Source organism: Porphyromonas bennonis DSM 23058 = JCM 16335 (assembly GCF_000375645.1).
Lineage (GTDB): Bacteria > Bacteroidota > Bacteroidia > Bacteroidales > Porphyromonadaceae > Porphyromonas_A > Porphyromonas_A bennonis.
Genome location: NZ_AQWR01000040.1, coordinates 1 through 14,838, shown reverse-complemented (window position 1 = coordinate 14,838; position 14,838 = coordinate 1). Strand labels below are relative to the sequence as shown.

Sequence of the window (14,838 nt, the reverse complement as noted above, 5' to 3'; positions counted from 1 at the left end):
GCCTCGCGACCGGCTATGGGGAAGGTCTGGATCTCGCAGGGATTCATGTAGCCGCATCGGACCACCTCCTTCGCCTCCGACAGCTCAGGGGGATAATGGCTCTCGTCGTCCTTCTCGTCCATATAGAGCCGGTATACCCCGCACTCCTTTTTCACCTCCTTCAGCTCGAAGTCCCGGAGGATCTCCTCCGGGACAAAGGCCGAAATCAACTCCCTTATCTCTGCTGTTTCCATATGCTCTAACTACTTCCTCATCTACTATCTGTTGTCTCCTCAACAAAGGTAATCTCTTTTTACGCCCCATCCCAGCACATCAAAATGCGAATTAGCCAAAAACAAGGCTTGCGAATAGTTCTCCGAAAGAATGAGAGCGGGCGTATCTATGATATTACGTTCATAGACGATGCGAATGGCATTGCACTCAATGGCTCTCGACTAGGCAAGGGGTACTCGGCCAATACATTTAATACCTACCTCTCCAACCCGACCTACAATCCATTAATGGATGAAACATTGTATGGCACTTCTTCTTCTCAATTGAAAGAAGTCCCAACTGTTCAACCGTTACAGTCAGATGCGGACGATGGAGACAACCTTGTCGATGAGCTGGAAGATGATATTGTCGGGGACCTTCCACTCGGGAGTAGCAATGATGATTGGAAAGAGGCGGCTTGGCAACGGAAGCTTCGCAGACAAAATCGTATTCGGCTCAAAGGAAAACATCGATGATTTCGTCATAATACTTCAGAACACCTACAATGTGGCGTGAAGATGTATTAGACATCAGTGTTACAAGTGTGATATTGCAAGAGCGAAAGTTTTTTGCGACTTATGGAGGTTGCAGCTCTTTATTTGTGGTTAAACTATATACGAGAAGTCTTATCTTATATACGAGTAAGTGTGAAAGCTATTCCTCCAATAATGGTCGCAATCGCAAAGCTAGCTAATGTTCCTACGAGTACATATTCTGTATGCTTGACCTCTGAGGGTTCTTTTAGATCCCCAAAACGAAAGATTGATTTCGCTGCCAATAAAAAGCCAATACCTTCAAAATAATTGAGAAAACTAAAGGTCAATATCATAACCCTTTCTATGTAGCCAATCCAAACGCCAGCAGATTGTAGACTATTATTATCCTCCCAACAGTCATATTCTTCACTTTCAGTTCCCTTTGAAGGTGTCCATCTTTCGAGAAATTGTCTTAGCAGAATAGATGATGGTTTTAATACGAGTAAGTATGACATCGCTATTATCCAAAGATTGAGATTGTTGAATAATTGATCCATATCAAGGATTTTATCTGGTTTTAGGAATATGAAATAGCTGAGTAGACCCAGCACCAATATATGTGCCAACTGATCTATGATAAAGAGCGTAGCTTTAGACTTAGTAATAATACCACATTGGGGAACCTTAATCTTTATTGAGTCTATGATAAGGTGGCTAAGAAAAACGACTAAAGGGATCAACCAATTTGACCATATAGCAATTATGACATAAGCAAGAACGGCGTGTATTAGGCTATGAATCAATAATGCAAGAGAAGAGGTATAACAACTCTTACTCTGTTTCGCATTAACCATAGTGGAGGGTTGAAGCAGAAAATCTGCTATTATATGTGCAAATAACAGTTTGAATAAATAAATCATGCCTTTGATGAATTGTGGGATATTATGAGTTCCTGAAAGCGATTGATATATAATTCGACTAATTTGTATTTGGCTTTAATCAATTGACCACTTACATTTTGAGTGGAAGTTTCCAGTAACTGGGCTATTTCTGCTTGAGTTTTTTCTGGGTTCAGAAAATAGTTCCAAATCATTTCCGACTGAGACTTTGTCCAATCAGTAATAAGGGCATCTAAGAATGCGGTGCTTAATTCGAGTTCTTCATTGACTTCATCCCAGATCGTGGTTACAGTGAGTCTCCTTTTGCCTATGCTGTCTAGATTCCGTCCAGATAGTTGAAATGCCTCTCCATCTGATGTAGCTACTTTTTCAGAACTATATGAAACATCACCGATTCCTATTGATAAACGTATGTCCCATAGATCATTACGTTGAGGTGAGCAACTTTTAACCTTTGATCTGAGCAACACAGATAGATGAGCCATTGTTTCAGGATGAGACGAAATAATCTGAATGCTATCTCCTCTATAAAACTCCATCCTTAACAATGAGTCCTTTTTCTTACAATTGTCAATAATTTCTCCTATAGAAAGAAGCAATTTATCTCTTGATTCGCCTATTATTTTAGAAGAACCAACTACATCTCCTGTTATCACCCCTCTTAATTTCATATGACGACATCTATTCTTGTGCCTAACAAAGGTAACAACAATTCTCCAATCAATCAAATCCGATTGAATTTTAGAAATCAATTCGTTTCGATTGATTTGCGAGAGTCAAGTGATCTCAGTTGTTTTTGAGTGGATAGAGTCTGGTGTAAAGCTCATATATATCAAGAAAAGGGCATCAATCTTTCCCCGAAACTCCCCATATATCCTATGATTTAATGCAATCTTCGCCTGTACTCCTCCTCAATGTATATTTGCTACAATGAGACCGTTGCAAAAAGAAACTGTCTGTAGATGGATTATGGCACAAGAAGATGATTTGAGAGCATTGGGCAAGATTATGGACTTTATGAGAGGGATCTCTGTACTATTCCTCCTCGTTAACTGTTACTGGTTTTGCTACGAAGCATTCCACTCTTGGAGCTTGACGCTTTCGGTACTAGATAAGATTCTGATGAACTTTCAACGGACAGCGGGGCTCTTCTCCTCGATTCTATGGACGAAGCTCTTTTGTGTACTCTTTCTTGCTTAGGAACTCGTGGTGTAAAGGAAGAGAAGATTACTTGGGCTAAGATTTGGACGGTCTTAGCAATTGGGTTTGTACTTTTCTTCCTCAATTGGTGGCTGCTGGCACTTCCGATTGGAGTCGTTGGTGCAGCTTCGCTATACATCTTCACAGTCTCTGTGGGGTATATCTGCCTGCTGATGGCTGGCGTATGGATGAGTCGCCTGCTGAAAAACAATCTAATGGACGATGTGTTCAATACGGAGAATGAGAGTTTTATGCAGGAGACGAGACTGATGGAGAACGAGTACTCGGTCAATCTGCCGACACGCTTTTACTACAAGAAGAAATGGAACAATGGCTGGATCAATGTGGTCAATCCGTTTCGAGCTTCAATGGTCTTGGGTACGCCTGGCTCGGGCAAGTCTTTCGCTATCGTGAATAACTACATCAAGCAGCAGATTGAGAAAGGCTTTGCGGTATACATCTACGACTACAAGTCCCCTGACTTATCGGAGATTGCCTATAACCATTTACGTACCCATTTGGATGCTTATAAGGTACGACCACAGTTCTTTGTGATAAACTTTTATGACCCTCGTAAGTCGCATCGCTGTAATCCCATCAATCCAGCCTTTATGACGAATATATCAGATGCATACGAGAGTGCCTACACCATCATGCTCAATCTGAACCGCTCCTGGATTCAGAAGCAGGGTGATTTCTTCGTAGAGTCTCCAATTATCTTGCTTGCAGCTATCATTTGGTTTTTGAAGATATACGAGGAGGGGAAGTATTGCACCTTTCCACATGCCATAGAATTCTTGAATCGACCGTATGCCCAGATATTCCCGATACTTACCTCTTACGATGAGCTGGCGAACTACCTTTCTCCTTTTATGGACGCTTGGGAGGGTGGAGCACAAGACCAGTTGCAGGGGCAGATAGCATCAGCGAAGATTCCTTTGTCAAGAATGATTTCACCAGCATTGTATTGGGTGATGACTTCTCTTTAGACATCAACAATCCTAATGAGTCGAAAGTGCTTGTGGTAGGGAACAACCCCGACCGACAGAACATCTATTCGGCTGCGCTCGGGCTCTACAATAGTCGCATTGTGAAGCTCATCAATAAGAAGCATCAACTTAAAAGCTCGGTGATTATAGATGAGCTGCCGACCATCTACCTTCGTGGTCTTGATAACCTGATAGCCACAGCCACAGCTCGTAGTAACAAGGTCGCTGTGTGTCTATGCTTTCAGGACTTCTCTCAGCTGACCCGCGATTATGGTGATAAAGAGAGTAAGGTGATACAGAACACTGTGGGTAATATTTTTAGTGGACAAGTAGTGGGAGAAACGGGTAAGACGCTTTCCGAGCGTTTCGGCAAAGTGCTTCAGCAGCGGCAGTCCATGACCATCAATCGTAACGACAAGTCCACATCTATATCTATGCAGATGGATAGCTTGATTCCTGCAAGTAAGATTAGCAACCTTACACAAGGTATGTTCGTTGGGGCTGTCTCAGGCAATTTCGATGAACGCATCGATCAGAAAATCTTCCACGCAGAAATCGTTGTGGATGTTGCCAGGGTCTCTGCTGAAACGAAAGCTTACCATCCTATCACCATCATAGCAGACTTTGCAAACGAAAATGGCTCCGACAGTCTCCAGGAAGCCATCGAAGCCAACTACCGCCAAGTCAAACAAGAAGTCCTCGCCCTCGAGGACAGCGAAATCACTCGCATCAAATCCGACCCCCTCACTCTCTCACCTCAATAAAGAATGAATTACATAACAGAAAACTTGTTCTCGGTAGACAAAATATAAAGCTTCTTACATGCTCGAGAAATAGCTACATAGAAGTTGTTGCGGTCTTTTAATTCTTCAGAATTTGCAATAATAACTATGTCATATTCTAGCCCTTTTGTGAGAAGGGTTGTGCCTATATTTGCCATTTCTGCTTTTCTCCCCATTCTTCTTTCTTTGTTTTTTAGTGTAGTCATTTCCTCTAAGGCAGTTGTCCCATTTTGATGAGCTAGGTCAAGGGACTTTATTACTTGGTGGAAAAGATTGTGGCGCAAACATTTACCTTTAGCAGTAAATCTGAAAAAGTTCAAGAAGTCATAAATGTTTTTGTATGATGGGTTGCTGTGTATTTCACTTGTCATTGTTGAGAATGTATCGCAAAGCGGTGTTCGCTGTCTTTTTTGGATGAGATTGCCATTTTTGTTGAACCATTCATTTATGGATTTTGATGTAAAGGAAAGCTCAGAAAGTATCTTGATGAAACTATGGGGTTCGCATGTCTGTCTATTGACAATATTGTCAATAGACAAGGTCGTTTGGTAATAGGATTGTTCATCAAAGGGTTCAATAAGGGCAATTGAATTCTTTTGATCTATAATTGCTTTTAGCTGAGCTCTCTTATTTGCATTTAGAAAGGTTGATGTTAGGATAAGAATACTCATCTCTTCTTTTTCCGCATCAGATAAGAACTGTTTGATTAACTCTATTTTTTCTTGCCAGCCTGGAGTAGCATAGCAATATACACCGTAGCTTTCATAATTTTTGAATGGTATATTAATACATTTACTTTTGTTTGTTAGGGCTTTGCGAGCATGTAGAATCCATTCACCCAACTTTCTGTTGTTGCCATCAATTCTCCACCTCCAAGGAGTAGATAGCTGATATTTCTCGACTTTCTTCAATTGACTAAAATTAACGGTTTTATTATTTCCGAAATTGAAGATGCCTTGCAACTCATCTCCAAGTACTCTTATTGGAAAGAGATTGATGAATTTCATTAGAAAATTGTGCATGTCATTAGTGCAATCTTGATATTCATCTACAAACATCCCATTAAAGTTACAGGTAAACATGCTTTTGATAAGACAAGAATCCATTATAGCCGTTGCTGTTTGAATGATATATGGAAAATAGTTAGTTCCGTCATTTTGATTGTAGGTGGGTTTATTCATCAGAAATGACAAGACTACTCTTTGGGCAAGTCCTGTGATGGTTTCTATGCTGTATTTATGATGGGGTACTCCTCTACTTTCGAGTTTTTGTTGAAGAGAAGCAATTCCAGCATGAGTGTGTGTTAGAATTAATTGGGTTTGATCATCTGGCAATAGTTCTATACATTCACAAATAGTATGAGTTTTTCCGAAGCCTGCAGGAGCTTCAATCATAATATATGGTTTGCTTAGAACAGCTATTTTTTCAGCGTTAGAAAGCAAGTCAAAATTAATATCCATTATTTACCCAGTCCATTATTTCTCGATATTGATAGTAAAGGGACTTGTCTCTATCCATCTCCTCAAGGGAGTCAAACCATACTTTGCCAAGACATTCACCTCCTTCAATTTCTTTAAACCAAGCCAACTTACTTTTTGCTTGGTCGCCAAGTATTCTTCTAATGTATTGTTGGCTATCTATACTAGCCTTCCGGATCTTGTCAAAATTCTCATATCCATTAATTGGCCAATTCACATTACAATCATTGTCTTCTAAATAATCAATGAGTTGGAGAACGCCTTCCCAGGGTAAATCATTGAAAATTTGCTGTTCAATAGAGTTGCCCCTTTCGCAAATTGAAATTGGAATATCTGCATTTTCTGCCTCTGACTTCCTTTCTAGGATTTTCCTATTTTCATTGTCATTATCACAAAAAACCAGTGTCTCATAGCCTGCCGAGTTGAATTGTAAAGCTCTTAGATAAAACAAGTCATTGCCTCCACAGTCAATAGGAACTATTCCTTTAGAGGCAAATTTATGGTTGTTCTGTTTGTCAAAAGCTCGTATGATTCCAACTTCTGTTTTTCCCTCGCAACAGATTATTCTTTTCGCAAAGATCCCTTCAGGCTGAAGCTCTATGATTTTGTGTATATCTTTAGGAAATGACTGTAAGGTTTTTGCACCTGACCGCATAAGGAAAATTTGATTAGGCTTTGGTTCTACTATAACATCACGAGAATGTGTTGTCATAAATACCTGTCCTAATCCTGAGTGTCCTATCAGAATTTGAGTTAGGTTTTTAGCTCTGTCTGGTTCTAATCCTTGCTCTACTTCATCAACTAAGAGAATTCCCTCACTCTCCTCATTGCTATTTTGCAATGTTACAGACAAGAGTCTTTTTGCTCCTTTTCCATATAGTCGAAATGGAATAGAGTCGTTATGTAAGGTGATTCCACTTTCGTTGTATGCATAAGGATTGTATTCAAACTTCGCTTGAAGTCCCTTCAAATCAAGCCCAACTTCATTTATATTATCCAATAAACCATCAAGACAGTCATTAAATGCGCTTAAAGGAGTTTTTTGCAACTCATTATATGCACTTCTTAGGATTGATGTGGTCACTGCATTAAAATCATCATATTCGCCCGCCAACTTACTATAAACCAGAGAAAACAAAGGGGAGCCTTTCCGAAATGAGAAATGTGCATCTGAAGTATCTGAGACCATAAGCATATTAAATTGGCTTCTGTCTTTGGCACTAATGGGCATTTCCTCTAAGTTAGGACGATCAGATACAATAGACCATTTTGGCTCTAATGTCTTATCCACATAAAGTCGTACTTTTAATGCGAGATCCTCAGGAGACGAATCTTGATCATCTGATACTAGGTTATTTATTAGCTTTCCTCCTTTTATGACTTGACAATGAGTCCCGTACTTGTTGATTTTTCGTAGTTCGTTAGGGAGATTGAATACCACTGCTTCTATGATGATAGGATTTTCTACATCAGTATTGTAAAAATCTATATCAGTGAAGTTGAAGTTCCACGCAGGGGATAAAACTGCCTTAATGGCTTCCAATATTGTGGTTTTGCCAGAATCTCCTCTGCCGACAATACACACACAATTTGTATCTCCAAACTCTTGATAGAAGTCTTGTATGCCTCGGTAGTTGTTTATTTTCAGAGAATAAATACGTGCCATATGATCAATGGTCTAGTTATATGGTTATAATGAAATGTCTGTGTGATCTCTTTAGATTGAATGATAGAGCTTTAGAACGGGATTATCACCCTTAAGCATACGGATTCAATAAGAATTATACTCTTCTATGTGTAATCATAGTTGTTCCTTTCCAAAGTACACAAATGTTGTTTCTGGCTATCTTGTGCAACAACTCCGACAACTTCGTATCATATATTTCTACTGCTAGATGATGTTTACCCCTCTAAAATGTATTTGTGCATATACTTATACAACATTCGACTTACTTCGAAAAGTCGTAAGCTTTTTCCTTTTTGACGCTCAAAATAGTGCTGTCGCCTTTTCGTTGTTCGCAGTTTTCAAGAGGTTTTCATAGGTAATAAAATAACCTACACGATTTTGAAGCCAGTCCACATTCTCAGGATGGTCTTCGGTAATTTCATCGGAAATATCCTTTGGAGTAAACCCCTCTTCCAAAAGGAATTTAACCTCTTGCTCTGATAGGAATTTATAGAAGATAAAGCCGAGTATATAGTCCTTATACTCATTGACTTCTATCTTCGAACGCATCTTATTGGCAGATGCCCATATCTTGCTGGCTAACTGATTTTTGTTCATTCTTTATCTATCTTGGAAGGGCATATGAGAGTTCTCACTTCAACGTCCATGACTTCTGCTATTTCGACAAGGGTTTCAATGGATGGTTGTGCCTTATTGGAACACCACTTTGAGATGGTGTTCTCTGATTTCCCTAGTTGCTCAGCAAGCCACTTATTGGTTCGTCTCTGCTCCGCTAATACTACTTTAATGCGATTTATCACCTGCATGCTTTGGTTATTCTCTTTTTAACATCATCTTTTACACCTGCAAATGTACGCAATCTTATCTATATTGCCTATTATTTCCCTTGCTTTCCTATAAGTTCCTTTGCCTGACACGCATATTATTCCTGCATATATATTTGCTATCTGAAAGGTATTATTCAAATCAAATAGAGTGATTTATGGAAGCAAATAGCAATGACAACTATGTGCTGGTCTTAGAGGACCGCACCGAGGTAAAGAATCAGCAAGAAGCGGGGAAGCTCACTATTGTTTCGGGCATTGATGATAAGGGCAAGCTCAAAACGACTGAGCCTCTTGAAGCTAATCAGGCTGCATTTCTAAAGTTCAACAGCAAGGATGGACTGCTGAAGAACTTCATGACCAACTTTCTCAAGCAGTTCAATAACCCCTCCCACTTCGGGCTATACAAGGTGGTGGCGAACAATGTGGAGCAAGGCATAGATAACCTGCGTACTCTGCTCCAAAGCCGAGAGACTCCCGAAAGCAGACAGCAGTTGGCAGAGGTCGGTGTACCCTTTGAAGACTATCTGCCACAGCAGAAGAAGAGCACAGCCATTGATGCAGAAAAGGTAGACTGGAAGATGCTCGACAATCTCGGACTCTCCCGTGATCGGTTAGAGCAGAATGGTGAGCTATAGAAGATGCTCAACTGGCAGAAGAGCAACCTCGTGACCGTAGCCATCCCCGTAGAAGATACAACTATCTACACAGAGGCTCGCCTTGCCTTCCGTACAGATAATGAGGGCAATATCGGGTTAGCCATACACGCTATGCGTAAAGAGCCACAGCTCGACTATCCCTATATGGGCTACAACTTCTCACCCGAAGAGAAGGAGCAACTACCCGCGACAGCCAATCTCGGTAAAACCATTGAAGTAACACCCAAGAGCGGAGAGCCTTTTGCAGCCTACGTCTCCATTGACCCACAGACCAACGAGATTATCGCTTTGCGTGCCGACCGTGTAAGCATTCCTCAAGAGATCAAAGGCGTCACGCTCTCTGACCAACAATACAAAGATCTAGTTGAGGGCAAAGCGGTGAAAGTAGAAGGTATGACCGCTAAGAGTGGCAAGTCCTTCGATGCTACGCTTCAGGTCAATGCAGAGAAAAAAGGCATTGAGTTCATCTTCGGAGAGAATATGAGTCTCAAAGAGCGTCAGGAACAGCGACAAGATCGTCAACAAGGCAAGGCACCTCGCAAGCTTTGTGGTCTAGAACTGTCAGAGAAGCATCGAGAAGCCTTAGACAACGGTCGCACACTTTACCTCAAAAACATGATCGATAAAGAGGGGCAACCCTTCAATGCCTATGTCCGTATGGACAAAGAGCAGAATCGACCACGCTTCTACAAATGGAACCCTGACAAGAAGCAAGGGACGGGAAAGGTCGAAGCTGTGGCGGAAGAACACAAGACGCAGGTAGCCGTAAATAATCACGGCAAGACCAATGAGGCTACTAAGTATATCAAGGAGCCTCTCAAGTCTGGGCAGACACAACCCACTGCACCCCAACAGCAGAAGCAGGACGAAAAGAAGCAACAGCGTCGCGGACGCAAGATGTAAAAAAGAGACTCGCTTTTGCGAGTCTCCGTATGTGGTGGCAGTGGGGTTAGTCACTATATGTTTTGGGAATAATCATCTTTATGAATAAAGGTCTTTATCTGCCACAACCCCAAGAGCCAATACAATATAATCCATAAGCTGTATCTCCTTTCTTGTAAAACTTAAAATTGTAAGACAATCTGCAGTAAAACTTACCAATAGAGGCAGCATATAACTGATTATACAAAAGCCTGAAAATACTCCCCATAAAGTGCGAGTAATAGCAAGCGCAGAGTTACAAATAAATAGTTGAATAACAAATGATTTTATGTATTATCCCAGGGGCCTAGGTTCAACTTCGAAGTGCAACACTAGAGGAAAAAGTTTGGCGAGAGTCCCCCGCCCCCATCCCCCCTTTGGGGGTGGAGGGGGACTCTCGCGTCGACCAGGCTCACCTCTTCGATCCCCCCAAATGAAAAGAGGAGACCGAAGTCTCCTCAAAATGAGTTACTTTTACACTGTCCCAAATATTTCTATTTATGTATAAGCAACTCACTTCATCACAAAGGTACGTAATTAAGAATGGACTTAAGGAGAACGTGCCACTCCGTATGATTGCACGTCTAATCGGAGTTAGTCCTTCTACCGTCAGCCGAGAGATAAAGAGAAACTCCTCGAAAACAGGAGTATACATCCCTGCCCTAGCCAATGAGATGGCTCGGGAAAGCAGGGCTCGATCAGCTCGAAACAGACGGACAAAAAAGAGGTATCGCTATAAGGTGCTTACCTTACTAACTAAGTACCAATGGTCTCCAGAGCAGATATCCGGTACTCTTCGGAAGGAAGGGATCAGCATCTCTCACGAAACTATCTACCAATGGATTAGGAAGAATAAGGCTAGAGGCGGCTCCCTTTACCTTAACTGTCGTCATAAGCTCAAACATCGGAGTAGAGGTCTTTACAAGAAATCTTCTGCCGCTCATATCCCTAACAGAGTCTCTATCCATCAGAGACCTACGGAGGTCGATGGGAAGAGATTTGGCGACATTGAGATGGATACCATTGTTGCCAAAGGACAGAAGTCTGCCATCCTTACCATTGTCGAGAAATCTACCAACATGTGTTTCATCAAGAAAATTGATGGAGGTTTTAATCCGGCGGCAGCTGCTAAAGCAGCTATCTTGCTCTTGCTCCCCTATAAGGATAAACTCAAGACTATTACTACCGACAACGGGTTTGAATTTAGAGATCACGACACAATTACTCGTGTGCTCGGTATTCCGGTCTTCTTTGCCGACCCCTACGCTTCTTGCCAAAAGGGGGCCATCGAGAATACCAACAAACTCATCAGACAATACATCCCTAAAAAATCTGATCTCTCTGACTTCGATGACGATCGACTATTTGAAATCCAGACTTTACTCAACAACAGACCCAGGAAGAAACATGAGTACATTTCCCCTTTCAAACTTTTCGCCCCNTTCTTCCTCCCTGTTGCACTTCGTCCTTGAATCTACGTCTCGCAATTGCTCGGTATCTCTTTCGAAATAAATCGAGTACATTTGCGTTATCAGGACAAAGCAACAACTTCCGCAAGCGAAATCCTCCGACTTCGGAAGAGAAAACAAAGGAGGAAGAAGACTCAATATGAAACAACGAAAACTAAAGTATATCATCCTTTTTTATGTGTTTGTATGTATTCCTTTACATGGGCAAGAGAATTATTCCAAACTAACGGAAGAGGCTTTGGAAGCTATGTGGCAGGCGAAAGATGCCGTAGGCTACAAAAAATCTCTTGATATGTACGAGCATGCCTTTTTTCTTTTTCCTGACAGTATAGATGAAGTTGGATTGTACAAGGCTTCAGTTCTTTCATCCGACCTAAAAGAGTATGACAAGGCTTTCAAGTATCTAACTCTTTTATTTGAGCTAAAGCCTACTCTTCCTTTGGAACCGAACTGGAGTTATATCCTTGGAGATGCGTCTGAAAATGAGTATAAGAATTTGCTCTCAGATGTAAGGTGGAATGATTTGAGACAAAAAGCCCTGGAAGCCAAACAAACATTTTATAAAGAACTGAGCGTAAATGAAGAGGAATTTTATGCTTCCAATAATGTTCCGCCACAAAAAGGGAAAGATGGGAAAACTCTATATGAAGAAATCAGAAAGAAAGACGGATATTTACCCAAGAAAAGCCAGAATTACTCTATTTCATTTGCAATAAATGATTCGGTCAAAACTTCATTTTTTGTACATCTTCCCCCAAAATACAACCCTAACAAGAGCTATCCTCTGCTATTCTTTTTACATGGAGCAGTTAGATATAATCGGTTGTCTGATTATCAACTTGCTTCTTGGGTGCTGTATGATTGGAATAGATATTACACGAAGTACGCTGAAAGGAATGATGTAATATTGGTCTTTCCAAAAGGTAGTAGAGACTTCAATTGGATGACTCCCGATAACGGCTTCTTTATAATTCCTAAGATAGTTACACTGGTCAAAAAGGCACTCAATGTAGATGATGATAAAGTGTTTATTTCAGGACATTCTAATGGGGCAACAGGTTCTTTCTCGTATTTAATGAAACAGCCAACTTTATTTGCAGGGTTCTACGGCTTCAATACTTATCCTAAAGTCTTTACAGGAGGAACTTTTGTAGAGAATATTAAAAATCGTTCATTTATCAATATCTCAACAGATGAGGATTACTACTATCCACCTAATGCAAATGACGATTTCACTCAACTGATGAATAGTATCAATGCCGATTACAAAGAATATCGCTACAATGGGTTTCCACACCAATTTCCTCAATTCGATGAATCAGAGTCTGCCTATGAAATTATATTTGCGGACCTTCTTGAGCGACAAAGAAATCCTTTTCCCAAAGAAATATCTTGGGAGTTTGACGATGAATGTTACGGAGAGATTGATTGGCTTTCAAATATTAAGCTCGATACGTTAGCAGTGAAAAAAGACTGGCATATAGTAAAGAACTTCAAAATTAATCATTGGTTAGGATATAACGAAAAGGATAGTCTTGTTGTTAGAGATGTGAATAAAATGGCTTTTGATTTCCCTCGTAAATCAGGCAAGATAATAGCAAAGTATAATGATAATGTCTTCAGAATAGAAACCTCTTGTATAAAATCTTTCTCGGTGAACATATCTCCAGAAATGATAGATACAGAAAAGAATGTACGGATATATCTAAATGGGAAATTGTGTTTTAATAAGCGGATTGAATATGACACGGATTTTATGTTGCAGAGATTCAATACAAGCCAAGATAGAATTCAAGTTTGGATAAATCAAATTCACATACAATAAACCTAAAAAGAACTTATTTCACAAAAATGGAGTAAGTTCTTTTTGTTTAGCCTTATCCTTTCTATTATCGTATCAACCTGTCCATGTCCTTTGCAATCTTTTGGTCGGTGATTTGGGCGTAGATTTGCGTGCTGGCAATAGACGAATGCCCCATCATCTTAGCAATGCTCTCGATAGGCACACCAGCCTCTAGCATAAGCCGACTGCGCCGATAGTAGCAAGCGTTCCAACTTGCCATTCGTTGCCACAGCTTCACGGCTCTTGCCGTTCAGCCTGCTCTCACGAGCATTCCACAACCTGGAGTCGCACGACAGCTTGCAACTGAATTGAGCTATCGTTCGCCCGTAAGTTATCCGCCCCATAATCAGAGCTAGTCCCGACCTGTCCAATCCGCTCTTCTTCAAGTAGAGTAACACCTTCATTTTGTCTGTTTGCATACGCTTCTGTTTCTATAGGCAAAGTTACCCGTTACCGAAGCGTTCTCAGCTACGCAAAGCGTTGTATATCAGAGCAACAGCCCCAGAAATACAGAGAGTTCACTTACCGAATACACTTCCGTCAGTTACCTGCTCCTACCTCTTCGTTACCATTCGGAGAATGGGCTAACGATTTGGTAACGGCACTTCTGCACAAATCCACGCTTTCTGCACTTTACCTCGCAGCGCAAATCACAGAGATATCGTGCAAATCCCTCCCATTTCCATCTACTTACCCGCAATTCTCTCCCTAATGCCCTTCCCCCTAATAGTTCCCCCTCCCCTCTGGGGAAATTCTTTTACCGGTAAAAGAAAACTCTAATACCGGTATTAGTGATCTCTAATATCGGTATTAGTCGCGCCTAATATCGGTATTAGATTTCTGCCAGAGGGAGGGTGGGCAGGGGTGACGTTTTTGGATTTGCCCGAGGTCTCGCTGAATAAAAACAAGAAAAACGTCTGAAAATCAGAGCGTTAAGCTTGTGCACCCGGTGAATTATTAGTACCTTTATACCTGATAATCAATCGTTTGTCTCTCTTTTTAAGCGTTATTAGGTATGAATAATTTGCTCTCGGTCATCTCTCTCATTCCTGAGTTCAGGAAAGGAAATCATCTGGTTTATCCCATTGATTACCTTTTGCTTGTGGCTTTTTGCACGATGATGTGCAACCAAACCTCGTGGCATGCGATGGAGGACTATGCCGAAATTCATCAGAAGGACTTGAGGAAACTCTATTTCAAGATTTCGGGAAAGGTACTCAGGAGGTACACACCCTCGCACGATGTGTTCTGCGCCGTCTTCCAGACCCTATCGCCTGTCACGTTCCACAATGCATTTAAGTCCTGGCTCCTAGAGGTGTACAGCTCTGTCGGAGAACATATCTGCATCGATGGGAAGAC

General features: G+C 41.1%; 9 protein-coding genes and 6 pseudogenes. 6 read left to right on the top strand and 9 right to left on the bottom strand.

The window, feature by feature from the left end; all coding sequences use genetic code 11:
* Positions 1-233 (bottom strand): annotated as a pseudogene (locus B088_RS06935) (ISAon1 family transposase N-terminal region protein); the annotation flags it as partial.
* 96 nt (positions 234-329) lie between these two features.
* Here B088_RS06935 and B088_RS08785 point away from each other — a divergent pair.
* Positions 330-728: pseudogene (locus B088_RS08785) on the top strand (relaxase); the annotation flags it as partial.
* 155 nt (positions 729-883) lie between these two features.
* On the opposite strand, the gene B088_RS06925 reads toward B088_RS08785, so the two are convergent.
* The gene (locus B088_RS06925) at positions 884-1,648 is read right to left on the bottom strand and encodes a DUF3307 domain-containing protein (protein ID WP_018107693.1); all 765 of its coding nucleotides are present in this window, start codon (positions 1,646-1,648) and stop codon (positions 884-886) included.
* On the bottom strand, positions 1,645-2,298 hold the full coding sequence (locus B088_RS06920) for a hypothetical protein (RefSeq protein ID WP_018107692.1): 654 nt from the start codon (positions 2,296-2,298) through the stop codon (positions 1,645-1,647). The genes B088_RS06925 and B088_RS06920 overlap by 4 nt, the downstream gene beginning before the upstream one ends.
* Positions 2,299-2,596: 298 nt before the next feature.
* On the opposite strand from B088_RS06920, the pseudogene mobC reads away from it, so the two are divergent.
* Positions 2,597-4,587, top strand: a pseudogene (mobC, locus tag B088_RS06915) (conjugal transfer protein MobC).
* Between the two features lies 1 nt (position 4,588).
* Here the strand turns inward: mobC and B088_RS06910 are convergent.
* The 4 genes from B088_RS06910 to B088_RS06895 all read right to left on the bottom strand — a co-directional run bounded on the left by B088_RS06910 (position 4,589) and on the right by B088_RS06895 (position 8,569).
* Positions 4,589-6,058, bottom strand: a complete 1,470-nt coding sequence (locus B088_RS06910; RefSeq protein WP_018107690.1) for a 3'-5' exonuclease — start codon at positions 6,056-6,058, stop codon at positions 4,589-4,591.
* On the bottom strand, positions 6,048-7,742 hold the full coding sequence (locus B088_RS06905; protein WP_018107689.1) for an ATP-dependent nuclease: 1,695 nt from the start codon (positions 7,740-7,742) through the stop codon (positions 6,048-6,050). Before B088_RS06905 ends, B088_RS06910 begins: the two co-directional genes overlap by 11 nt.
* A gap of 321 nt (positions 7,743-8,063) precedes the next feature.
* Positions 8,064-8,360, bottom strand: coding sequence for a type I restriction-modification system subunit M N-terminal domain-containing protein (locus tag B088_RS06900; protein ID WP_018107688.1), 297 nt, complete (start codon positions 8,358-8,360; stop codon positions 8,064-8,066).
* Entirely contained in the window at positions 8,357-8,569 is a 213-nt protein-coding gene (locus B088_RS06895; protein ID WP_018107687.1) for a helix-turn-helix transcriptional regulator, read from the bottom strand. Before B088_RS06895 ends, B088_RS06900 begins: the two co-directional genes overlap by 4 nt.
* Before the next feature lie 176 nt (positions 8,570-8,745).
* Here B088_RS06895 and B088_RS06890 point away from each other — a divergent pair.
* The 3 genes and pseudogenes from B088_RS06890 (at position 8,746) to B088_RS06880 (ending at position 13,461) form a co-directional block, all read left to right on the top strand.
* Positions 8,746-10,149, top strand: a pseudogene (locus B088_RS06890) (DUF3945 domain-containing protein).
* Between the two features lie 518 nt (positions 10,150-10,667).
* Entirely contained in the window at positions 10,668-11,639 is a 972-nt protein-coding gene (locus tag B088_RS06885; protein WP_018107684.1) for an IS30 family transposase, read from the top strand.
* Between the two features lie 136 nt (positions 11,640-11,775).
* On the top strand, positions 11,776-13,461 hold the full coding sequence (locus B088_RS06880; RefSeq protein ID WP_018107683.1) for an alpha/beta hydrolase-fold protein: 1,686 nt from the start codon (positions 11,776-11,778) through the stop codon (positions 13,459-13,461).
* 64 nt (positions 13,462-13,525) lie between these two features.
* On the opposite strand, the pseudogene B088_RS08480 reads toward B088_RS06880, so the two are convergent.
* Both B088_RS08480 and B088_RS06875 read right to left on the bottom strand, forming a co-directional pair.
* Positions 13,526-13,660 (bottom strand): annotated as a pseudogene (locus B088_RS08480) (tyrosine-type recombinase/integrase); the annotation flags it as partial.
* A pseudogene (locus B088_RS06875) lies at positions 13,656-13,898 on the bottom strand (Arm DNA-binding domain-containing protein); the annotation flags it as partial. The pseudogenes B088_RS06875 and B088_RS08480, both read right to left, overlap by 5 nt.
* Before the next feature lie 596 nt (positions 13,899-14,494).
* On the opposite strand from B088_RS06875, the gene B088_RS06870 reads away from it, so the two are divergent.
* The coding region (locus tag B088_RS06870) for a transposase family protein (protein WP_018107681.1) at positions 14,495-14,838 on the top strand (344 nt) is incomplete at its 3' end.